Origin of the sequence: Bradyrhizobium campsiandrae, assembly GCF_014529705.1 — a bacterium.
GTDB lineage: Bacteria > Pseudomonadota > Alphaproteobacteria > Rhizobiales > Xanthobacteraceae > Bradyrhizobium > Bradyrhizobium campsiandrae.
In genome coordinates, this window is the sequence record NZ_JAANIH010000044.1 from 1 (window position 1) to 20,269 (window position 20,269).

The 20,269-nt window shown below is 65.1% G+C and carries 20 protein-coding genes and 1 pseudogene; 14 read left to right on the top strand and 7 right to left on the bottom strand.

Annotated elements, in window-relative coordinates; genetic code table 11:
- The 9 genes and pseudogenes from G8O24_RS44460 to G8O24_RS27890 form a co-directional block, all read left to right on the top strand.
- Window positions 1-91: pseudogene (locus G8O24_RS44460) on the top strand (DUF721 domain-containing protein); the annotation flags it as partial.
- Window positions 92-227: 136 nt separating this feature from the next.
- Window positions 228-884, top strand: coding sequence for a DsbA family protein (locus G8O24_RS27855; RefSeq protein ID WP_188104943.1), 657 nt, complete (start codon window positions 228-230; stop codon window positions 882-884).
- 216 nt (window positions 885-1,100) lie between these two features.
- A complete protein-coding gene (smc, locus tag G8O24_RS27860) occupies window positions 1,101-4,565 on the top strand; it encodes a chromosome segregation protein SMC (RefSeq protein WP_188104945.1) in 3,465 nt (1,154 codons plus the stop codon).
- Window positions 4,566-4,623: 58 nt separating this feature from the next.
- The gene (locus G8O24_RS27865; protein WP_188104947.1) at window positions 4,624-5,601 is read left to right on the top strand and encodes a small ribosomal subunit Rsm22 family protein; all 978 of its coding nucleotides are present in this window, start codon (window positions 4,624-4,626) and stop codon (window positions 5,599-5,601) included.
- A 135-nt stretch (window positions 5,602-5,736) separates the two neighbouring features.
- A complete protein-coding gene (locus tag G8O24_RS27870; RefSeq protein WP_188104949.1) occupies window positions 5,737-6,297 on the top strand; it encodes a LemA family protein in 561 nt (186 codons plus the stop codon).
- Between the two features lie 32 nt (window positions 6,298-6,329).
- Window positions 6,330-7,586 (top strand): M48 family metallopeptidase, encoded by a 1,257-nt coding sequence (locus G8O24_RS27875; RefSeq protein ID WP_188104951.1) that lies wholly within the window; start codon window positions 6,330-6,332, stop codon window positions 7,584-7,586.
- Between the two features lie 205 nt (window positions 7,587-7,791).
- Window positions 7,792-8,544 carry a P-loop NTPase family protein gene (locus G8O24_RS27880; RefSeq protein ID WP_057757117.1) on the top strand — a complete coding sequence of 251 codons (753 nt, stop codon included), beginning with the start codon at window positions 7,792-7,794 and terminating at the stop codon, window positions 8,542-8,544.
- A 60-nt stretch (window positions 8,545-8,604) separates the two neighbouring features.
- On the top strand, window positions 8,605-9,273 hold the full coding sequence (locus G8O24_RS27885) for a hypothetical protein (RefSeq protein ID WP_188104953.1): 669 nt from the start codon (window positions 8,605-8,607) through the stop codon (window positions 9,271-9,273).
- 83 nt (window positions 9,274-9,356) lie between these two features.
- Window positions 9,357-9,689 carry a GIY-YIG nuclease family protein gene (locus G8O24_RS27890; protein WP_188104955.1) on the top strand — a complete coding sequence of 111 codons (333 nt, stop codon included), beginning with the start codon at window positions 9,357-9,359 and terminating at the stop codon, window positions 9,687-9,689.
- A gap of 16 nt (window positions 9,690-9,705) precedes the next feature.
- Here the strand turns inward: G8O24_RS27890 and G8O24_RS27895 are convergent, their stop codons facing one another.
- The 7 genes from G8O24_RS27895 to petA all read right to left on the bottom strand — a co-directional run bounded on the left by G8O24_RS27895 (window position 9,706) and on the right by petA (window position 16,703).
- Entirely contained in the window at window positions 9,706-10,245 is a 540-nt protein-coding gene (locus tag G8O24_RS27895) for an adenine phosphoribosyltransferase (protein ID WP_188104957.1), read from the bottom strand.
- Between the two features lie 9 nt (window positions 10,246-10,254).
- Window positions 10,255-12,420: an anthranilate synthase component I gene (locus tag G8O24_RS27900; protein WP_188104959.1), complete on the bottom strand. Its 2,166-nt coding sequence runs from the start codon at window positions 12,418-12,420 to the stop codon at window positions 10,255-10,257.
- A gap of 321 nt (window positions 12,421-12,741) precedes the next feature.
- On the bottom strand, window positions 12,742-12,963 hold the full coding sequence (locus tag G8O24_RS45675; RefSeq protein WP_368736617.1) for a type II toxin-antitoxin system RelE/ParE family toxin: 222 nt from the start codon (window positions 12,961-12,963) through the stop codon (window positions 12,742-12,744).
- A complete protein-coding gene (locus tag G8O24_RS27910; protein ID WP_244646026.1) occupies window positions 12,951-13,166 on the bottom strand; it encodes a hypothetical protein in 216 nt (71 codons plus the stop codon). Before G8O24_RS27910 ends, G8O24_RS45675 begins: the two co-directional genes overlap by 13 nt.
- A 55-nt stretch (window positions 13,167-13,221) precedes the next feature.
- A complete protein-coding gene (locus G8O24_RS27915) occupies window positions 13,222-13,896 on the bottom strand; it encodes a dienelactone hydrolase family protein (RefSeq protein ID WP_188104964.1) in 675 nt (224 codons plus the stop codon).
- 150 nt (window positions 13,897-14,046) lie between these two features.
- Window positions 14,047-16,110, bottom strand: a complete 2,064-nt coding sequence (gene fbcH, locus G8O24_RS27920; RefSeq protein ID WP_188104966.1) for a cytochrome b/c1 — start codon at window positions 16,108-16,110, stop codon at window positions 14,047-14,049.
- 62 nt (window positions 16,111-16,172) lie between these two features.
- The gene (gene petA / locus G8O24_RS27925; RefSeq protein WP_035965371.1) at window positions 16,173-16,703 is read right to left on the bottom strand and encodes a ubiquinol-cytochrome c reductase iron-sulfur subunit; all 531 of its coding nucleotides are present in this window, start codon (window positions 16,701-16,703) and stop codon (window positions 16,173-16,175) included.
- 279 nt (window positions 16,704-16,982) lie between these two features.
- On the opposite strand from petA, the gene G8O24_RS27930 reads away from it, so the two are divergent.
- Genes G8O24_RS27930 through G8O24_RS27950 form a run of 5 tightly spaced genes read left to right on the top strand, consistent with a single transcriptional unit; the run spans window position 16,983 to window position 20,126 of the window.
- The gene (locus G8O24_RS27930; RefSeq protein WP_188104967.1) at window positions 16,983-17,444 is read left to right on the top strand and encodes a tRNA (cytidine(34)-2'-O)-methyltransferase; all 462 of its coding nucleotides are present in this window, start codon (window positions 16,983-16,985) and stop codon (window positions 17,442-17,444) included.
- A 10-nt stretch (window positions 17,445-17,454) separates the two neighbouring features.
- Window positions 17,455-18,087, top strand: coding sequence for a 7-carboxy-7-deazaguanine synthase (queE, locus tag G8O24_RS27935; RefSeq protein ID WP_188104969.1), 633 nt, complete (start codon window positions 17,455-17,457; stop codon window positions 18,085-18,087).
- A gap of 14 nt (window positions 18,088-18,101) precedes the next feature.
- Window positions 18,102-18,467 carry a 6-pyruvoyl trahydropterin synthase family protein gene (locus G8O24_RS27940; protein ID WP_188104971.1) on the top strand — a complete coding sequence of 122 codons (366 nt, stop codon included), beginning with the start codon at window positions 18,102-18,104 and terminating at the stop codon, window positions 18,465-18,467.
- Between the two features lie 4 nt (window positions 18,468-18,471).
- On the top strand, window positions 18,472-19,371 hold the full coding sequence (gene hemF / locus G8O24_RS27945) for an oxygen-dependent coproporphyrinogen oxidase (RefSeq protein WP_376708108.1): 900 nt from the start codon (window positions 18,472-18,474) through the stop codon (window positions 19,369-19,371).
- Window positions 19,362-20,126: an HAD family hydrolase gene (locus G8O24_RS27950; protein ID WP_376708107.1), complete on the top strand. Its 765-nt coding sequence runs from the start codon at window positions 19,362-19,364 to the stop codon at window positions 20,124-20,126. The genes hemF and G8O24_RS27950 overlap by 10 nt, the downstream gene beginning before the upstream one ends.
- Window positions 20,127-20,269 lie beyond the last annotated feature (143 nt).

The window sequence follows — 20,269 nt, forward strand, 5'->3', positions numbered from 1 at the left end:
GGCCAAGGTGGCGGAAAGCCTGGGCGACATCGAAGATGACGAATTGAAGTCGGCGCTGGCGCGGCTCGGAGCCGCCATCAAGCGAAATTGAGCCTCATTTCGCCGCCAATCTGGACCCGTCCCTGTCGCTCGCCATTGCCTCGAACTACGTTTCAAGCTAGCGACAGGCCGCCCGGGAACCTTGATCTGAGCCTCGGGGCGAGACCACGTCAATTCGGGAGCCGATCTTGATCATTACCCGCCGCGCCTTCACCACGATGCTGTCGCTGACCGGGCTTGCCGCGCTCGCCGGGCTCTCCCCGCTGCGGTTGATCTCCGAGGCCATGGCCCAGTCCGTCGCCGATGTGGCCAAGCCGGTGTCGCTGCCCGACATGGCACTCGGCCCAAAGGACGCTGCTGTGACCATCACCGAATTCGCCTCGATGACCTGCCCGCACTGCGCGGCCTTTAACGAGCAGGTGTTCCCCAAGATCAAGTCGGAATACATCGACACCGGCAAGATCCGCTACGTCTTCCGCGAGTTCCCGCTCGACATCAAGGCCGCCGCCGGCTCGATGCTGTCGCGCTGCATCGCCAAGGACGACGCACCGAAATACTTCGCCGTCACCGACATGCTGTTCCGCCAGCAGAACGACTGGGTGGTGAAGAACACCACGGAGACGCTGACCCGGATCGGCAAGCAGGCCGGCCTCACCCAGCAGCAGGTGGAAGCCTGCCTGAAGGATCAGGCGCTGCTCGACAAGATCGCCGCCGACCAGAAATACGCCAGCGACGTTCTGAAGGTGGATTCGACGCCGACCTTCTTCATCAACGGCGAGAAGATCAAGGGCGAGGCCTCGTTCGAGGAGTTCGCCAAGAAGATCAATCCGCTGCTGAAGAGCTGATTCGCTCGTCAAGATCCTGATTCGCATCTCGAAAGCCGTATCTTTCCCGGCATAAATCCCTTGGGAAAAGCGGCTTTCGCTGGTTGCCCTCGCAGGCTACCGCGGCCATTGTCCGCCGCATGAGGCGCCCCGCGCGACTCGCCCAGACAGCGACATTGCCTTCCATGGTATTGTCACGGCAGGGGGATTCGCGCCTGCCAACAGAGATGCGTGCTTATGAAAATCACCCGCCTGCGCCTACACGGCTTCAAGTCCTTCGTTGAGCCGACGGACTTCGTCATCGAGCCCGGCCTCACCGGCGTGGTCGGGCCCAACGGTTGCGGCAAGTCGAACCTTGTCGAGGCGCTGCGCTGGGCGATGGGCGAGACCTCGTACAAGAGCTTGCGCGCCGCCGACATGGACGCCGTGATCTTCGCCGGCTCCGGCAACCGTCCCGCGCGCAACCACGCCGAAGTGACGATGACGATCGACAATGCCGATCGCACCGCGCCTGCGGCGATGAACGACAGCCAGCTGCTGGAAATCTCCCGCCGCATCGAGCGCGAGGCCGGCTCGGTCTACCGCATCAACGGCCGCGACGTGCGCGCCCGCGACGTGCAGATCCTGTTCGCGGATGCCGCCACCGGCGCGCGCTCGCCCGCGCTCGTCCACCAGGGCAAGATCGGCGAGATCATCCAGGCCAAGCCCGAGCAGCGCCGCCGCGTGCTGGAAGATGCCGCCGGCGTTGCCGGCCTGCACGCCCGCCGCCATGAGGCCGAGCTGCGGCTGAAGGCGGCCGAGACCAACCTCACCCGCGTCGAGGACGTGATCGGCCAGCTCGCAGGGCAAATGGAAGGCCTGAAGAAGCAGGCCCGCCAGGCCGTGCGCTACCGCGAGGTCGCGGCCAAGGTCCGCAAGGCCGAAGCGACGCTGTTCCACCTGCGCTGGATCGGCGCCCATGCCGACGTCAACGAATCCGGCCAGACCCACGACCTTGCGGTGCGCGAGATGGCCGAGCGCACCCAGCACCAGGCTGAAGCGGCCCGCATCCAGGCGATCCGCGCCGCCGAAATGCCTGCGCTGCGCGATGCCGAAGCGCGCGCCGCCGCCGGGCTGCAGCGCTTGACCAATGCCCGCGAGCAACTCGACCGCGAGGAAGAGCGCGCCAAGGAGCGCGTCGCCGAACTCGAGCGCCGCCTCGCCCAGTTCGAGGGCGACATCTCACGCGCCCAGCAGCAGACCATGGACGCCGACGTCGCGCTGCAGCGGCTCGACACCGAAGATGCCGAGCTGAAGGAAGAGATCAAGTCGCGCGTCGAGAAGCGCTCCGGCGTCGACGAGCGCGTCGCCGAGGCCGAGGCGGTGCTGACCGAGACCGAGCAGCAATTCGCCGAGCTGACCACCGCGCTCGCCGACCTCACCGCCAAGCGCAACCAACTCGAAGCCAACGTCCGTACCCACCGCGACAAGCTCGCCCGTCTCGACCAGGAGATCGCGAATGTCACGGCGGAAGAGCAGAAGCTGGCCACTGAGACCGGCGGCTTCGGCGATCTGGACGAGCTGACCGCCGCGGTCGAGACCGCCGAGCAGACGCTGGCGGCATCCGAAGCCGCAGCGCAGGCGAGCGAAGCCGCGCATGTTGCCGCGCGACAGACGCTGGAATCCTCGCGCTCGCCGCTGGTCGAAGCCGACAAGCGCGTGCAGCGGCTCGATACCGAAGCACGCACGATCTCCAAGATCGTCAACGGCGAGACCAAGAATCTGTGGCCGCCGATCATCGACGGCATCACCGTCGACAAGGGCTTTGAAAAGGCGATCGGCGCCGCGCTCGGCGACGATCTCGATGCGCCGATCGACCCTTCCGCGCCGATGCGCTGGACCAATGTCGGCCACGCCGAAGGTGATCCGGAGCTGCCCGAAGGCGTCACCCCGCTTGCGAGCCACGTTCAGGCCCCGGCCGAGCTGACGCGCCGCCTGGCGCAGATTGGCGTGGTGCCGCGCGAGCGCGGGGCCGAGCTGGTCGCCCAGCTCAAGACCGGCCAGCGGCTGGTCTCGCCCGAGGGCGACGTCTGGCGCTGGGACGGCTTTGTTGCCGCCGCGCACGCCCCGACCGGCGCCGCACGGCGCCTCGCCGAACGCGCCCGTCTCGTCGACATCGAGAACGAGCTGGAGCAGGCCCGCATCGATGCGCAGATCAAGCGCCAGGCGCTGGAGAATGCCGAGTCCGAATTGCAGATGGCGGCCAGCACCGAGGGCGCCAGCCGCGAAGCCATGCGTGCCGCGCAGCGCGAGCTAAACGTCGCGCGCGAGCGCCACGCCGCCGCCGAGCGCGAGATCAGCCGCCACGCCGCGCGCAAGGCGACGCTGTCGGAAGCGCACAGCCGCCTCGCCGCCGACCGCGCCGAGGCCGAGGCCGCCTACGAATACGCCGAGGCCGGCATCAGCGAGCTGCCGTCGAGCGAGGACACCGAGACCCGCCTCGCCGCCGTCCGCAGCGACATCGAAAACCATCGCCGCATCGCCGCCCAGGTCCGCGCCGAGGCGCAGGCCCTGGCGCGCGAAGCCGAGCTCGCCGACCGACGCGTCCAGGCGATCCTGGCCGAGCGCACCGAGTGGGCGAACCGCAAGGAAAGCGCGGCCTCCCACATTGACACCATCGAGGCCCGTATCGCCGAGCTCACGATCGAGCGCAGCGAGCTTGAAAACGCGCCGGCCGTGTTCGCCGAGAAGCGCAGCGCGCTGATCACCGAGATCGAATACGCCGAGAACGACCGCCGCATGGCCGCCGACGCGCTCGCGACCGCGGAGACCGCGATGGCCGAAACCGATCGCGTCGCCAAGCTGACGCTCGAAGCGCTCTCCAGCGCGCGCGAGGCCACCGCGCGTGCCGAGGAACGCATGGAAGGCGCACGGCGCCGGCTCGAAGACATCGAGCGCGAGATCCGCGACATGCTCGAAGTCGAGCCGCAGGCCGTCGCGGGTCTGGCCGAGATCGAGCCCGGTGCGGAGCTGCCGCCGCTGCACGATATCGAGGAAGACCTCGAAAAGATGCGCCGCGACCGCGAGCGCCTCGGCGCCGTGAATTTGCGCGCCGAGGAAGAGCTGCGCGAGGTCGAGACCCAGCACACGGGCCTCGTCACCGAGCGCGACGACCTGGTCGAGGCCATCAAGCGGCTGCGCCAGGGCATCCAGAGCCTCAACAAGGAAGCGCGCGAGCGCTTGCTGACCTCGTTCGAGGTCGTCAACAACCACTTCAAGCGCCTGTTCGTCGAGCTGTTCGGCGGCGGCGAGGCGGCGCTGCACCTGATCGAGAGTGACGATCCGCTGGAAGCCGGCCTGGAAATCATTGCCAAGCCGCCGGGCAAGAAGCCGCAGACGTTGTCGCTGCTCTCGGGCGGCGAGCAGGCCCTGACCGCGATGGCGCTGATCTTCGCAGTGTTCCTGACCAACCCCTCGCCGATCTGCGTGCTGGACGAAGTCGACGCGCCGCTCGACGACCACAACGTCGAACGGTACTGCAACCTGCTGCACGAAATGACCGGCTCGACCGACACGCGCTTCATCATCATCACGCACAATCCGATCACGATGGCGCGCATGAACCGTCTGTTCGGCGTCACCATGGCCGAGCGCGGCGTGTCGCAACTGGTGTCGGTGAGCCTGTCCGAGGCGGTGGAGATCCTCGACCAGAACGTGGCGTGATATCTCTGCCGTCATTCCGTCCTCGCGCAGGGAGACGGCGGAGTGATGGTAGGCCAACATGATCTCACCCACGCTCCCCGCCGAACTGAAGGCCGCGCTCGACGCCAGGCTGCAGGGATTCTCCCGCACCGACGCCGCGCAGCGCTCGCAAAGAATCTCGACGACCTATCGCGCCGGCGGCGGTTCAGGCACGATCAAGTCGGAAGCCGATGCACTCGCCTATGCGCTGGCGCGCATGCCGGCGACCTATGCGGCGGTCGTCGCAAGCCTCAGCGCGCTGGCAGAGATCGCACCAAGCTTCGCGCCGGAGACATTGCTCGACGTCGGCGCGGGCCCGGGCACCGCGAGCTGGGCCGCCGCGGAAGCGTTCTCCTCGCTGCAGGATTTCACCCTGCTCGATACCAACGCCACCTTGAGCCGTCTCGCGCTCGAACTGGCACGCGACAGCACACGCCTGTCCGACTGCCGCTACCTGCCCGGCGATGCCGCCACCAACCTCGCCGAGGTCTCGCAAGCTGACCTCGTCGTGGCGAGCTACATCATCGGCGAGCTCAGCGAGGCCGATCAACGCAAGCTCGCGGAGACGATGTGGGCCAAAGCGCGCCACGCGCTGGTCGTGATCGAGCCCGGCACGCCGGCCGGTTACGACCGCATCCTCGCACTGCGCCAGCAGCTGATCGGGCTAGGCGCCTTCGTCGCCGCTCCCTGCCCCCACGAAAAGCCCTGCCCGCTCGTGGCACCCGATTGGTGTCACTTCAACCAGCGCCTGCCGCGCTCGCAAGCGCACCGCCAGATCAAGGGCGCCGAGGTGCCGTTCGAGGACGAACGTTTCATCTACGTCGCGCTGACCCGCGCACCGCCCGCAATCCGTGCCGCGCGCGTGCTGGCACCGCCCGATGTCGGCAAGGCCGAGATCACGGCCAAGCTTTGCACCGAGGAGAACGTCGAACTCGCAAAAGTCCCGCGGCGCGACAAGGGAGCTTATGCAAGCGCCCGGCGCTGGCGCTGGGGCGATGCCGTTATTGCCGAAAGTTAACCTCGATCCCTGCTTTTCCCTTGAACTCGGATGGCTCCCGATCCGACCAAGTCTTACCTTCGCTCCGCGCGGGGCTCTCGCCTGGCTCCATTTTAGTTTAGGCTGCGTGCTCCAATTCCCCTTCAGGAGTTTTCCATGTCGACCGGCTGGATCGTTCTCGGCGTCATCGTCGTCCTCGTGCTGTTCGCCTTCAGCGCCTACAACCGGCTGGTGGCGCTGGGCCAGCGCGTCAGCCAGGCCTTTGCCGACGTCGACGTGCAGCTCAAGCAGCGACATGATTTGATCCCGAATCTGGTCGAGACGGTGAAGGGCTACGCCTCGCATGAGCGCGGCACGCTCGACGACGTCATCAAGGCGCGCAATTCGGCGATGTCGGCGCAGGGCCCGGCGCAGGTGTCTGCCGCCGAGAACCAGCTCTCCGGCGCGCTCGGCCGGCTGATCGCGCTGTCGGAGGCCTATCCGGACCTCAAGGCCAACGCCAATTTCCAGCAGCTTGCGAGCGAGCTCTCCGACCTCGAAAACAAGATCGCGGCGAGCCGCCGCTTCTTCAACAACGCGGTCCAGGAATACAACACCGGAATCCAGCAGATGCCCGCCGCTTTGTTCGCGGGCATGTTCGGCTTCACCAGGAAGGACTTCTTCGATCTCGGCGCCAGCCGCACCGAAGTCGAGGCTGCGCCTCAGGTGAAGTTCTGATCTGAGTTGACGGGCTGGCAGGGCAACGCGTCATGGCCGCGTATGGTCTCTACACGCACATCGCCTCGAACAAGTTTCGTTCGATGCTGCTGCTCGGCGGCCTGTTCGCGTTGGTCTACGTGCTGGTCTATGCCGGCGCCCTGGTCGCCGAGGTCGTCATCAACGGCAACGAGACCGTCGCCTACTACCTGAACCGCGGCTTCCACGATTTGATCGTCGCCGCGCCCGTGGCGACGATCGTGACGGCTGCCTGGGTCGTCATCGCCTATTTCTTCCACCAGTCGATGATCGACGCGGTGACCGGCGGCCACGACGTGACCCGGCAGGAGGAGCTCCGGCTCTACAATCTGCTCGAAAATCTCTGCATCTCGCGCGGCATCACCATGCCGAAGCTGAAGATCATGGAGAGCCCGGCGCTGAACGCCTTCGCGACCGGGCTCAATCCGCGGCAATATTCGGTCACCGTCACCACGGGCCTCCTGAATGCCCTGAACGATCAGGAGATCGAGGCGGTGCTGGGCCACGAGCTGACCCACATCAAGAACGGCGACGTCCAGCTCATGGTGGTCGCCGTCATCATCGCCGGCGTGGTCGGCTTCTTCGGCGAGTTGTTCTTCCGCCTGTTCACGAATTTCAGCTGGAGTTCGGGTGGCGGATCGTGGTCGTCCGGCTCGTCCTCGTCGTCGCGATCGTCCTCGTCATCGAGCGACAGCAAGAACTCGGGCGGCGGGGCAGTGATCGTGATCATCATCGCGGTCGTGCTGATCGTGGTGGCCTGGCTGATGTCGCAGGTGGTGAAGCTCGCATTGTCGCGCTCGCGCGAATTTCTCGCCGATGCCGGCTCGGTCGAGCTGACGAAAAACCCCGACGCCATGATCTCGGCGCTGCGCAAGATCGAGGGCCGCGGCGAACTGCCGGGTGCGACCTCGGCGGTGATGGAGCTCTGCGTCGATAATCCGCGCGAAGGCTTCGCCGATCTGTTCGCGACCCACCCCTCGGTGCAGTCCCGTGTCGACGCGCTGGTCAAGTTTGCCGGCGGTCACGATCCCGGTCCGCTGCCGCCGCCCCATGAGGAGACGGAGCAGTCCGAAACGGACGAGCCCGAGGCACAGGCCGACCCGCAGAATGCCCCTCCTCCGGTCCCGCACGGCCCGTGGAACGATGCAGGCAACCCGCCGGGTCCGCCTCCCGTGCCCGCGCCGAGCCCCGCCGGAACCGCCGCAGGCAATCCGCTGGGTCCGCTAGGCGATCCCATAGGCAATCCCATGGGTCCCTGGGGCCGCCACTGAGCGTACAAGCTGGCTCATCTTGGGCCGGTTTCACGACGTTCGGGAAAAACCTCAGGAATTGCGCCGAGCGAGACCTGCGGAATTGAATTCTCCCTTGTTTCTGCCATGTTCGCGCCCAACAGCAGACTCGGGACGTCCTTTGGGACATCGATTTGGGGCCCGGCCGATTGCGACCTCGCGATCGGGGGCGCGTTAGGGGACAGCAATGGCAAAGCCGGCAGTGGTAGTGGTGGGCGCGGACAAGGGCGGGGTCGGCAAGACCACGGTGTCGCGCACCCTGCTCGATTATTTTTCCGCCAACAACGTGCCGACGCGCGCGTTCGACACGGAATCGCCGCGGGGAACGCTGAAGCGCTTCCACCCCGAGATCACCGAAATCGTCGACATGACGACGACGGCCGATCAGATGAAGATTTTCGACACGCTCAACGCTGTCAGTCCGTCGGTGACAGTGATCGACGTCCGCGCCGGCCTGCTCTCGCCGGCGCTGGCCTCGCTCCGCGACATCGGCTTCCTCGACGCCGCCAAGGCCGGGCAGATCACCTTCGCCGTGTTCCACATCCTCGGACCTTCGATCGCCTCGCTCGAGGAGATCGCCGAGACCGCCGGCTTCATGGGCGGCGCAAAATATTTCCTGGTGAAGAACTTCATCAACGACACCCAGTTCTTCCAGTGGGACCAGGCGACCTATAATTCCTACTTCCATCGCATCAAGGATGCGACGGAGCTGACCATCCCGAAGCTCAATGAAATGGCCTATGAGCAGGTCGAGGTCTCCTCGGTCCCGTTCCTGAAATTCGTCGCCAACAAAGGCATCCACGACGAAGCCGCCAACTACTCCTTCGTGCTGCGCGGCTATGTCAGGCACTGGCTGGCCAACGTCTGGAGCGAATTCGATCGCATCCGCCTGACCGACATCGTCGGGTCGAAACCAGTCACCCGCAACAGCGAAAAATAGTTGCGGAGGCCGGGCTGATACGGCTGGATTGGGCTGTGACTTGGCCTGATATAGCTGTCGATGCCCGCGACGCCGCTCTACATCATCTGCTCGCCACGCCCGCAGGTCGGCAAGACGCTGCTGGCGCGGCTGTTGACCGAATTTCTGCTGCTCAAGAATGGCAACGTCGCGGCCTTCGACGTCAATCTGAAGGAGCCGTCGCTGCTCGATTACCTGCCGAAGGTCACCGAGACCGCCGACGTGATCGACACCTACGGCAAGATGCAACTGATGGACCGCGTCATCATCGATGACGGGCTCGCCAAGGTGATCGACCTCGGCTTCCACGCCTTCGATGAGTTCTTCAAGATGACCGACGAGATCGGCCTGCTCAAGGAAGCGGCGCGCCGGCATGTCGCGCCACAGATCCTGTTCATGGCCGACACCGACCGCGTCTCGGCCCGCGCCCATGAGATGCTGCGCCAGCAGATCCCACGGATGAACCTGATCACCGTCGACAACGAATTCGTCATCCGCGGCGAGTTGCCGCCGGCGATGGCAGGCGGCCGGCTGTTCCGCCTGCCTGCGCTGCCCGGCTTCCTCAAGACCTATATCGACCGGCTCAGCTTCTCGTTCACCGGCTATTTGCGCCAGGAGAAGGATTCCTCGACCGAGCTGCACCAGTGGACCCGGCGCAATTACCTCGCCTTCCGCGAGCTCGAGCTGAGCCTGATCTTGCAACGGTCCTGATTATTTTATCGGGGTAATATTGACGGCGGGCGGCCGTACCGCTATCAGGGCGGCACAACAGCATCCTCAGCAAGGCGCCTGCCGTGAGCATTGACCGGAAAGCAGCCATCGCCGCCTACAAGGAACGGAAGTCCATTGCGGGCATCTACGTCGTCCGCTGTGCTGTAACGGGCGAGGCCTGGGTCGGCCAGGCGCCGAACCTTAAGACCATCCAAAACCGCATCTGGTTCACACTGCGCCAGGGCGGCCACCCCTGCCGCAACCTCCAGGCGGCCTGGAACAGGCATGGCGAGGCCGGCCTGACATTTGGCGAATGCGAGCGGCTGGAGGATGAGGAGAGCGCCTATGTCAGGAACGCGCTGCTGACGGAGCGCTTGGCGTACTGGCGGGCCGAGTTGAAGGCCGAGGCGATCTGAGGATCGCCACCACGCCTCAATGCCCCTCGAACGTCATCAGCGTGCGCACCGGCACGTCCATGGCGCGCAGCTTGGCGGCACCTCCGAGCTCGGGCAGGTCGATGATGAAGCAGGCGGCGACGACGTTGGCGCCGATCTGGCGCAGCAGCTTCACTGCGCCCTCGGCGGTGCCGCCGGTGGCGATGAGATCGTCGACCAGGATGACGCGCTCGCCGGGAGCGATGGCGTCGACATGCATCTCCATCTCGTCGATGCCGTATTCGAGCGAATAGGCGATGCGCACGGTGGTGTGCGGCAGCTTGCCTTTTTTCCGGATTGGCACGAAGCCGGCCGAGAGCTGATGCGCCACCGCGCCGCCGATGATGAAGCCGCGCGCTTCCATGCCGGCAACCTTGTCGATCTTGTTGCCGGCCCAGGGATTGACGAGTTCGTCGACCGCACGACGAAACGCCCGCGCGTCCGCGAGCAAGGTCGTGATGTCGCGGAACATGATCCCCGGCTTGGGATAGTCGACGATCGTACGGACGCTCGCCTTCAGATCGTGGTCAAAGGTCATTGGTGCCTCTCAATTGACCGGCGCCTCCAGCCGGAACGCATTCTCGACAATACGTAGTCCCACCTCGCCGCCGAGTGACATCAGCGATTCCGGATGGAATTGCACGCCGGCGACCGGCAGGGTCTTGTGCTCCAAGGCCATGGCGACGCCGTCCTCGGTGCTGGCGGTGACGCTCAACACCTCCGGCATGCTGTCGCGCTCGACGAAGAGCGAGTGATAGCGGCCGATGACGATCTCGTTCGGCAAATTCCGCATCAGGCGCCCACCGCGCACCTGCACCCGCGAGGGCCGGCCGTGGGCGGGATGGGTGAGCTGGCCGAGCTCGCCGCCGAAATATTCGCCGATCGCCTGCACGCCAAGGCAGACGCCGAACACCGGCAGCTTGCTCTCCAGCGCCGCATCGATCGTCTTCTTGATCCCGAAATCCTCGGGGCGGCCGGGGCCGGGCGACAGCACGAGCAAGTCCCACCTCCTCTGCTTGAGCATGTCGAGTGCATGCACATAGCGGACCACGGTGACGCTGGCGCCGACCTGACGGAAATAATCGGCGAGCATGTGCACAAAGCTGTCGTCGTGATCGATCAGCAGCACCCGCTTGCCCGACCCGGTCGCATCAGGCGCGAAGCTCGACAGCGGCTTCGGCGGATCGCCGCGCAGCGCCTGGAACAACGCCGCGGCCTTGACCTGACACTCGCGATCTTCCGCGGCCGGATCGGAATCGAACAGGCAGGTCGCCCCGACGCGCACCTCGGCGAGACCATCCTTCATCCTGATAGTGCGAATAGTGAGACCGGTGTTGATGCTGCCGTCGAAATTCACCGCACCGATCGCACCGGCATACCAGCGCCGCGGCGACCGCTCGTGGTCCTCGACGAACTGCATCGCCCAGAGCTTCGGCGCGCCTGTCACGGTGACGGCCCAGGCATGGGTGAGGAAAGCATCGAGCGCATCGAAGCCCGGGCGCAGCATGCCTTCGACGTGGTCGACGGTGTGGAACAGCTTGGAATAGGTCTCGATCTGCCGGCGCGCCAGCACCTTGATCGTGCCGGGAACGCAGACGCGCGCCTTGTCGTTGCGATCGACGTCGGTGCACATGTTGAGCTCGAACTCGTCCTTTTCCGAGTTCAGGAGCTGGCGGATCTGCTCGGCATCGCCGATCGCATCGCTGCCGCGCGCGATCGTGCCCGAGATCGGACAGGTCTCGACGCGGCGTCCGTCGGAGCGCACGAACATTTCCGGCGACGCCGAGACGAGGAATTCGCCCTCGCCGAGATTCATCAGCGCGCCGTAAGGCGATGGGTTGATGACACAGAGACGCTGGAACACTTCGGCCGGCGAGCGCTCGCAAGGCTCGGCGAAGAGCTGGCCCGGCACGGCTTCAAACAGATCACCGCGGGCGAAGGCCGCGCGCGCGGTTTCGACGGTGGCCTGATACTCGCCCGGCGCATGATCGGCAAAGCCCTGGCGACCCGTCTTCACATACGGGCTCTCGGCTGTCTCGCGCGGCAGGCCCTCGGTCGATTGGCCCTTCCACGCAAAATCGTAAGCGAGCACCACACCGCGCCCGGTCGCGCGGTCATAGGCGAGCAGGCGATCGGGGACGTAGAGCACGATGTCGCGCTGGTCCTGCTCGCGCGCACGCTTCTGCACGAGATCCTCGATCTGGAACACGAGGTCATAGGCGAAGGCGCCGAACAGGCCGAGCAGCCCGTCGTCACTCGCCGAGAAGGCGGCGACGAGATCGCGCACCAACGACATCACACTGGCGCGCCGCGTGCGCTGGTCTTCCTCGACGGGCGCATCGCCCCGGATGATGTGTCCGGCAAGGCGCGTGGTGGTCTTTTCGGAGATCACCACGCAAGGCTCGCGCAGGACGTCAGCGAGGAAGGCGATCAGCACCTGACCGCGTTCGTTGAGCGCTTCCAGCTTGAAATTGACGCCAACGGTTTCGAGCTTGAGCGGCGGATCGGAGAAGCCGAGGTCGAAGCTCTCGTAGCGGCCCGGCACGGTCGTGCCTGAGGACAGCACCACGCCGCGGCGTCGGTCGAGCAGGCTGACGAGATCGTCCAGCCTGGAGGCGCCGCCGGTAAATTGTTCGGCCACACGCGTGATCGCAAGGCCACCGCGGGTAACGTACTCGCTTCTAGGCGGGAGAGCAAAGACTGTCCTGTTCATGTCGTCCTCTTACGAAACTTGCCGAGGAAACGCCACACAGGACAAACGATCAGGCCGCCGCGCTGTGCAGGCGACCTCAGACGATTTTGGGAGAATAAATCGCACCGGCCACCTCTCAGGAGGTGCGCCACCAACGACGGGATGGGCGGGCTGCGGTGCTCATGGGGCGGATACTCACCATGGCGCGGGGGCGGCGTCAAGGGTGAGCGCGGCTGAGCAGTAGCACGATCGAGGTCCGGATCATCCCAGCTCGCCCGGTTTCGGCACATCCCGCCTTCCGTGACGCACATGGAGAACCTCCACTGCACCATCACCGATGCGTTAGTAAATCAGATACGGAAACGGGACGATCGGAAACACTCGAACAGCGGCCATATCAGTCGCACGCCCGAGACGTGGATACTTCGCAAGCAACTGCCCAACGGACCGAATACGTCGGACGACCGCGGCAGCAGCACGCTTGTCGTGTTCGGCAAGATATTCGTGAAGGCCGTCAATATCTGTGCGGGCACGCCGGGTGTACCGGAGTTTCACAGCCCGCACTTCTTCCAGAGCGCCGCCATTTCCTGATCGGTCGCGAACTCGCCTCGTTCAGCCTGCTCAAGCCCTTCAAGCACAGCTGCGCGATGTTCTTCAGGCACCGCGAACAGATCGCCATCGTTGGCGACGATCTGTTCAAGCACTTCGGCGACGTAGGCCTGCCGATCTTCGGGCAGCCTTCGTACCTTCTCGATCACATCTTCCAAGACCTTTGTCATGCAGGGAATATATATCGGTTGCGGGCCGAAAACGACCCGTTCCCTACCCCAAATGTTTCTTGAAAAACTCCGTCGCCCGGCCCCAGGCGAGCTCGGCGGCCTCCCGGTCGTGCACGGCCTGGCGCTGCTCGTTGACGAAGGCGTGTTCGGCGTCATAGCGGAACAGCTCCAGCGACTTGCCGGCGTCCTTCATGGCCTTCTCGAAGCCGTTGACCAGCTCCGGGGTGCACCAATCGTCCTTGTTGGCGAAATGGGCCTGGAGCGGAATCTTGACGTCGGCGGGCTTGGCGGCCTGCTCGGGCGGGATGCCGTAGAATACGACGCCGGCGGCGAGCTCCGGCACATACACCGCGCCGATGATGGTTACGGCGCCGCCGAGGCAGAAGCCTGTGAGCCCGACCTTGGCGCCGTTGCGCGACAGATATTGCGAGGCGCCGCGCACCGTCTGCGTGGTGGCGTCCATGAAATCGAGCGAGTTCATCTCTTTGCCGGCCGCGTCCGTGTCGTGATACGGCACCACCTTGCCCTTGTAGAGATCGGGCGCGAGCGCATCGAAGCCAGCGAGCGCGAAGCGGTCGCACAGGCCCCTGATCTGATCCGACAGGCCCCACCATTCCTGGATCACGACGACGCCCGGCGCATTGCCGCGCGCGGCGTTGGCGAGATAGCCCGAGGCGTCCTTGCCGTCCGGACGCTTGAAAGTGATGCTGGTTCCCATGGTGTCCTCCGACGCGTTTCTGGGGAGAGGTTGACGCCATTTTGGCCGCTGAGCGGGCGATACGCAATCGCACCCGACAACACACGCGCGTGTCCAACAAAAAAAGCCCCCTCTCGGGGGCTTCTTCATTCTCGTTTCGCGTCAAGCCGTTCAGTGCGAGTCGGCCCAGACCTTCTTCTTGGTGAAGTACATCAGGAACGCGAAGATGATCAGGAACACGAAGACCTGGAGGCCGAGGCGCTTGCGCGCTTCCATGTGCGGTTCGGCGGTCCACATCAGGAACGTGGTGACGTCCTTGGCGTATTGCGCAACCGTGGCCGGCGAGCCGTCATCATAGGTGACCTGGCCGTCGCTGAGCGGCTTCGGCATCTTGATGGCGTGGCCCGGGAAGTACTTGTTGTAGTACGAGCCCTCCGGGATGGAGACGCCCTCCGGCACCTTGTCCTCAAAGCCTTGCAGCACCGCCGAGACATAGTCCGGGCCCTGCTCCTGATACTGGCTGAAGAAGTCGATGATGAACATCGGGAAGCCGCGGCCATAGGAACGCGCCTTGGTGATCAGCGACAGGTCGGGCGGCGCCGCGCCGCCGTTCGCCGCACGAGCCGCCTGCTCGTTCGGGAATGGCGAGGGGAAGTAGTCGGCCGGCCGGCCCGGGCGCTCGAACATGTCGCCGGCATCGTTCGGGCCGTCCTTGATCTTGTATTCGGAGGCAAACGCCGCCGCCTGCGCCGTCGAATAGCCGGGACCGCCGGCCTCCGCGAGGTTACGGAAGGCGACATAGGACAGGCCATGGCAGTTGGAGCAGACTTCCTTGTAGACCTTCAGGCCGCGCTGGAGCGCACCGCGATCATACTTGCCGAAAGGGCCCGCGAAGGACCAGCTGTTGCCCGGCGGCTTGGTGCCACCTTCCTCCGCGCGGGCATCCTGCAAGGTGCCGACCAACAGCGCGCCCGCCGCGACGAGCGCGACTGCGATCGAGGCCACGGCCTTGCCGCTCTTGGCGAGGATCGCCTCCGAGATCGAGTTCGGCACCGGCCTCGGCTTCTCGATGCGAGCGAGCAGCGGCAGCACGATCAGGAAGTAGGCGAAGTAGCAGACCGTCAGCACGCGGCCGGCGACGACGTAGATGCCTTCCGGCGGCTGTGCACCGAGATAGCCGAGCAGGATGCAGACCACGACAAAGATCCAGAAGAACTGCTTGGCCAGCGGACGGTACTTCGACGACCTCGTCTTTGCGCTGTCGAGCCAGGGCAGGAAGACAAGCACGATGATCGCCGAGAACATGCCGATGACGCCCGCGAGCTTGTTCGGGATCGAGCGCAGGATCGCGTAGAACGGCAGGTAATACCATTCCGGCACGATGTGCGGCGGCGTCACGCCCGGGTTCGCCGGAATGTAGTTGTCGGCATCGCCGAGATAGTTCGGCATGTAGAAGATGAACCAGGCGTAGAGCAGCAGGAAGCAGGCGACGCCGAAGCCGTCCTTGATGGTCGCATGCGGCGTGAACGGCACCGTGTCCTTTTCCGTCTTCGGCTCGACGCCGTCAGGATTGTTCTGGCCGGCGACGTGCAGCGCCCAGACGTGCAGCACGACGACGCCCGCGATCAGGAACGGCAGCAGATAGTGCAGCGAGAAGAAGCGGTTCAGCGTCGGATTGCCGACCGAATAGCCGCCCCATAGCAGCGTCACGATGCTCTCGCCGAAATAGGGAACGGCCGAGAACAGGTTGGTGATGACGGTGGCACCCCAGAAGCTCATCTGGCCCCAGGGCAGCACATAACCCATGAAGCCCGTCGCCATCATCAGGAGATAGATGATGACGCCGAGGATCCAGAGCACCTCGCGCGGCTCCTTGTAGGAGCCGTAATAGAGGCCGCGCAGCATGTGGACATAGACCGCGAAGAAGAACATCGACGCGCCGCAGGCATGCATGTTGCGCAGCAGCCAGCCGTAGTTCACGTCACGGACGATCAGTTCGACCGACTTGAAGGCGAGATCGGCATGCGGCGTGTAGTGCATCGCCAGGATCACGCCGGTCAGGATCTGCATCCCCAGCATGAAGGAGAGGATGGCGCCGAAGGTCCACCAATAGTTCAGGTTGCGCGGGGTGGGATAGACGACGAAGGAGGAATGGATGAGACCAATGATCGGCAGACGCCGCTCGATCCATTGCAGGGCCGGATGACTCGGCTGGTAGTCGGATGGTCCGCTCATGATGCGATCCTGAGGAAATAAAACGACGAGACGGCGCGAAGCTTCGGACGCGGGTCCGAAGCTCAGCCGATCTGGATTTTGGTGTCGGAAACGAACTGGTACGGCGGCACCGGCAGGTTCGCGGGCGCGGGCCCCTGGCGGATGCGGCCGGACGAATCGTATTGCGAACCATGGCAGGGGCAGAAGAACCCGTCGTAATTGCCCTCATGGGCGATCGGGATGCAGCCGAGATGGGTGCAGATGCCGATCACGACCAGCCACTGCTCGTGACCGGACTTGACCCGGGCCTCGTCGGTCTGCGGATCAGGCAGGCTCGCCACGTTGACGGCGCGCGCCTCGTCGATCTGCTTCTTGGTGCGGTGGCTGATATAGATCGGCTTGCCGCGCCAGAACACCTTGATGTCCTGCCCCTCGGCAACCGGGCTCAGATCGACCTCGATCGGCGCACCGGCGGCGATGGTCGAGGCGTCCGGATTCATCTGGGAAACGAAGGGCCAGAGCGCAGCCGCGCCCCCTACTGCTGCAGCCGCCCCCGTTGCAACGAATAAGAAATCACGGCGTGTCGGATGGTCCGCCGAAGACGCTGTCGTCACGATTCCAACCCTTTCTTCTTATGCTGCCGGTGGAACCGCTCCGGGAGCCCCCAAGGTCCCCGGAACAGCGCTGCCGGCGCCCGCGGCCCCCCGCGGCGGCAGAACTTGGCTTGTCGGCGCCAAAACAAGGCGAAAACAGCAGTCCAGAATCGTTCTATTGGCACCCTTGCAGGGCGAGCGCAAGCCCGCTAACGGCGCGGGAGCGTGCAATGCACGAATTCCGCGGCCAGCGATGTTTTATTGAGACATTTCCGGCCCTCACCCGACCCCGTCACGGCCATGCAGATCGCTCTTTTCCAACCCGACATCCCCCAGAACACCGGCACGATTCTGCGCCTGTGTGCCTGTTTCGGGATCGCTGCCCATATCATCGAACCGGCCGGCTTCCCGGTCTCCGACCGGCATTTCCGCCGGGCGGGAATGGATTACCTCGACCATGTCAGCATCGTCAGGCACGATTCCTGGTCGAAATTCGAGGAATGGCGCAGAGGCCAGGGCTATCGCCTGCTGCTGTTCACCACCAAAGGCGCCACCGACTACCGCGATTTCAATTACCAGACGTCGGACATCCTGCTATTCGGGCGCGAGAGCGCCGGCGTCACCGACGCGGTGGTCGAGGCCGCCGATGCACGGCTGGTGATTCCGATCGCCGAAGGGTTGCGGTCGCTCAATGTCGCCATGAGCGCGGCCATGGCCGCGGGCGAAGCGCTCCGGCAGGTCCGGAACCCGAAGAAAGCTTGAGGAGAGTCAGTTGAGCTACGCGGTCAAGGAAATCTTCCTGACCCTGCAAGGCGAAGGCGCCCATGCCGGGCGCGCGTCGGTGTTCTGCCGTTTTGCCGGCTGCAACCTCTGGAGCGGCCGCGAGGCGGACCGCGCTTCCGCGACTTGCCAGTTCTGCGACACGGATTTCGTCGGCACCGACGGCACGCTCGGCGGCCGCTACGCAACATCAGTGGAACTCGCCGACACCATCGCCGCGCAATGGACCGGACCGGCCTCCAACCGCTATGTGGTGATGACCGGCGGCGAGCCGCTGCTCCAGGTCGATGCCGCCCTGGTCGATGCGCTCCATGCGAGAGGCTTCGAGATCGGCGTCGAGACCAACGGCACGGTTGCAGCGCCCGAAGGGCTCGACTGGATCTGCGTCAGCCCCAAGGGCGGCAGCGAGCTCGTGCTCAAGCGAGGCCACGAATTGAAGCTGGTCTATCCGCAGGCCCTCGCCGCGCCGGAGGCTTTCGAGGGCCTCGCCTTCGAGCGCTTCTCGCTGCAGCCGATGGACGGGCCCGAGGTCATCGAGAACACCGCACGCGCGATCGACTATTGCCTGCGCCATCCGCAATGGCGGCTGAGCGTGCAGACGCATAAATCGCTCGGCATCAGATAGGACTGAACGGACAGATGTGGGAATTGACGAAATCGTTCCGCTTCGAGGCGGCGCATACGCTGAAGGGCACGACCTTCGGTGCGGCAAGCGAAGAGATCCACGGCCACTCCTTCCGCGCCGAAGTCACGCTGCGTGGCACGCCCGACCCCACGACCGGCATGGTGGTCGATCTCGGCCTCCTCCAGCGCGCCATCGAGGAGGTGCGGCTCGCGCTCGACCACAAGTTCCTCAACAGGATCGAGGCGCTGGGCACGCCGACGCTGGAGAACCTGTCGCGCTTCGTCTGGGAGCGGCTGGCGCATATCGGCAAGCTGACCCGCGTCAGCGTTCACCGTGACAGTTGCAACGAGAGCTGCACCTATTACGGTCCCCAGGGGTGACGACATGACATCCATGCTGGACCCGACACTGATCGAAGACCGCAAGGCCCGCGCCCGCGCCTGGTTCGAGAGCTTGCGCGACGACATCTGCGCTAGCTTCGAGCGGCTCGAGGACGACGCACCGCAAGGCCTCTATCCCGGCGAGGCCGGCCGCTTCAAACGCACGCCCTGGCAGCGCACCGATCACAGCGGCGCGGCCGGCGGCGGCGGCGTGATGTCGATGATGCACGGCCGTCTGTTCGAGAAGGTCGGCGTGCATTGTTCGACGGTGCATGGCGAATTCGCACCCGAGTTTCGCGCGCAAATTCCCGGTGCCGCCGAGGACCCGCGCTTCTGGGCCTCGGGCATTTCGCTGATCGCGCATCTGCGCAATCCGCACGTGCCGGCCGTGCACATGAACACGCGCTTCGTCGTCACCACCAAGGCCTGGTTCGGCGGCGGCGCTGATCTGACGCCGGTGCTCGACCGCCGGCGCACGCAGGAGGATGCGGACACGCTCGCCTTCCACGCCGCGATGAAGGAAGCCTGCAGCGGACCGAACGGCGTTGCCGATTACGACAAGTACAAGAAGTGGTGCGACGAGTATTTTTACCTCCCGCACCGCAAGGAGGCGCGCGGTGTCGGCGGCATCTTCTACGACTGGCACGACAGCGGCGATTGGGAGGCCGACCTCGCCTTCACCCAGGACGTCGGCCGCGCCTTCCTCAAGATCTACCCCGAACTTGTCAGGCGCAATTACGCGACGAGCTGGACCGGTGAAGACCGCGAGGAGCAGTTGATCCGCCGGGGCCGCTATGTCGAGTTCAACCTGCTCTACGACCGCGGCACCATCTTCGGACTCAAGACCGGCGGCAATGTGGATTCGATCCTGTCGTCGCTGCCGCCGGAGGTGAAATGGCCATGACAACGACAAACAGCATCGTCAGGCCCATCGTGAAACCTCTCCCCCGCGCCATGCTGATCGACATGGACGACACCATCCTGTCGGCCTATGGCCGGCCCGAGATCGCCTGGAACACGATCGCAGAGGAATTTGCCGAGGAGCTCGCGCCGCTGCCGCCGGCGCAGGTCGCCACCGCCGTGCTGGCTTACGCGCGAAACTTCTGGGCCAACGCGGAAGCCGCATGGCGAATGAAGCTCGGCGAGGCGCGGCGGCTGACGGTGCGCGGCGGCTTTGCCGCGCTCGCGGCCCAAGGCCATCGCGCCCTCCCCGACGATCTCGCCGATCGCCTCGCCGACCGCTTCACCAGATATCGCGAGGAAGCGATCTTCGTCTTCCCCGGCGCCCATGATGCGATCGACGCGTTCAAGGCGCACGGCGTCAAGCTCGCGCTGGTCACCAACGGCGCCGCCGACATGCAGCGCGCCAAGGTCGAGCGTTTCGAGCTGACGCATCGCTTCGACCATATCCAGATCGAGGGCGAGCACGGTTTCGGCAAGCCGGAGGAGCGCGCCTATCTGCACGCGATGGAGGCGCTCGGCGTCACCGCTGCGGAGACCTGGATGATCGGCGACAATCTGGAATGGGAAGTCGTCACCCCGCAGCGCCTCGGCATCTACGCGATCTGGCTCGACGCCCATGGCGAGGGCCTGCCCGAGGGCTCGACCGTCAAGCCCGACCGCATCATCCGCTCGCTGACCGAGCTCGTGCCGGGCTAGATTCGAAAACAACCCCATGCACAGTAGGCGGCCGTTGCAGAATCAACGGCTTGCCGCAAAACGCGGGCGCGACTGCGGATTTTACGAAAATCCGTTGACCCGTCGGGCAAAACAGGTGCATGATGCCATCGTCGGGATGCGCA

Coding starts and splice junctions, on each gene's coding strand:
- G8O24_RS27885 (WP_188104953.1), top strand. CDS start 8,605: ATGCCCGCGACGCCGCTCTACATCATCTGCTCGCCACGCCCGCAGGTC.
- G8O24_RS27915 (WP_188104964.1), bottom strand. CDS start 13,896: ATGGGAACCAGCATCACTTTCAAGCGTCCGGACGGCAAGGACGCCTCG.
- G8O24_RS27865 (WP_188104947.1), top strand. CDS start 4,624: ATGATCTCACCCACGCTCCCCGCCGAACTGAAGGCCGCGCTCGACGCC.
- fbcH (WP_188104966.1), bottom strand. CDS start 16,110: ATGAGCGGACCATCCGACTACCAGCCGAGTCATCCGGCCCTGCAATGG.
- G8O24_RS27930 (WP_188104967.1), top strand. CDS start 16,983: ATGCAGATCGCTCTTTTCCAACCCGACATCCCCCAGAACACCGGCACG.
- G8O24_RS27950 (WP_376708107.1), top strand. CDS start 19,362: ATGGCCATGACAACGACAAACAGCATCGTCAGGCCCATCGTGAAACCT.
- G8O24_RS27895 (WP_188104957.1), bottom strand. CDS start 10,245: ATGACCTTTGACCACGATCTGAAGGCGAGCGTCCGTACGATCGTCGAC.
- G8O24_RS27870 (WP_188104949.1), top strand. CDS start 5,737: ATGTCGACCGGCTGGATCGTTCTCGGCGTCATCGTCGTCCTCGTGCTG.
- smc (WP_188104945.1), top strand. CDS start 1,101: ATGAAAATCACCCGCCTGCGCCTACACGGCTTCAAGTCCTTCGTTGAG.
- hemF (WP_376708108.1), top strand. CDS start 18,472: ATGACATCCATGCTGGACCCGACACTGATCGAAGACCGCAAGGCCCGC.
- G8O24_RS27940 (WP_188104971.1), top strand. CDS start 18,102: ATGTGGGAATTGACGAAATCGTTCCGCTTCGAGGCGGCGCATACGCTG.
- G8O24_RS27875 (WP_188104951.1), top strand. CDS start 6,330: ATGGCCGCGTATGGTCTCTACACGCACATCGCCTCGAACAAGTTTCGT.
- G8O24_RS27900 (WP_188104959.1), bottom strand. CDS start 12,420: ATGAACAGGACAGTCTTTGCTCTCCCGCCTAGAAGCGAGTACGTTACC.
- G8O24_RS27880 (WP_057757117.1), top strand. CDS start 7,792: ATGGCAAAGCCGGCAGTGGTAGTGGTGGGCGCGGACAAGGGCGGGGTC.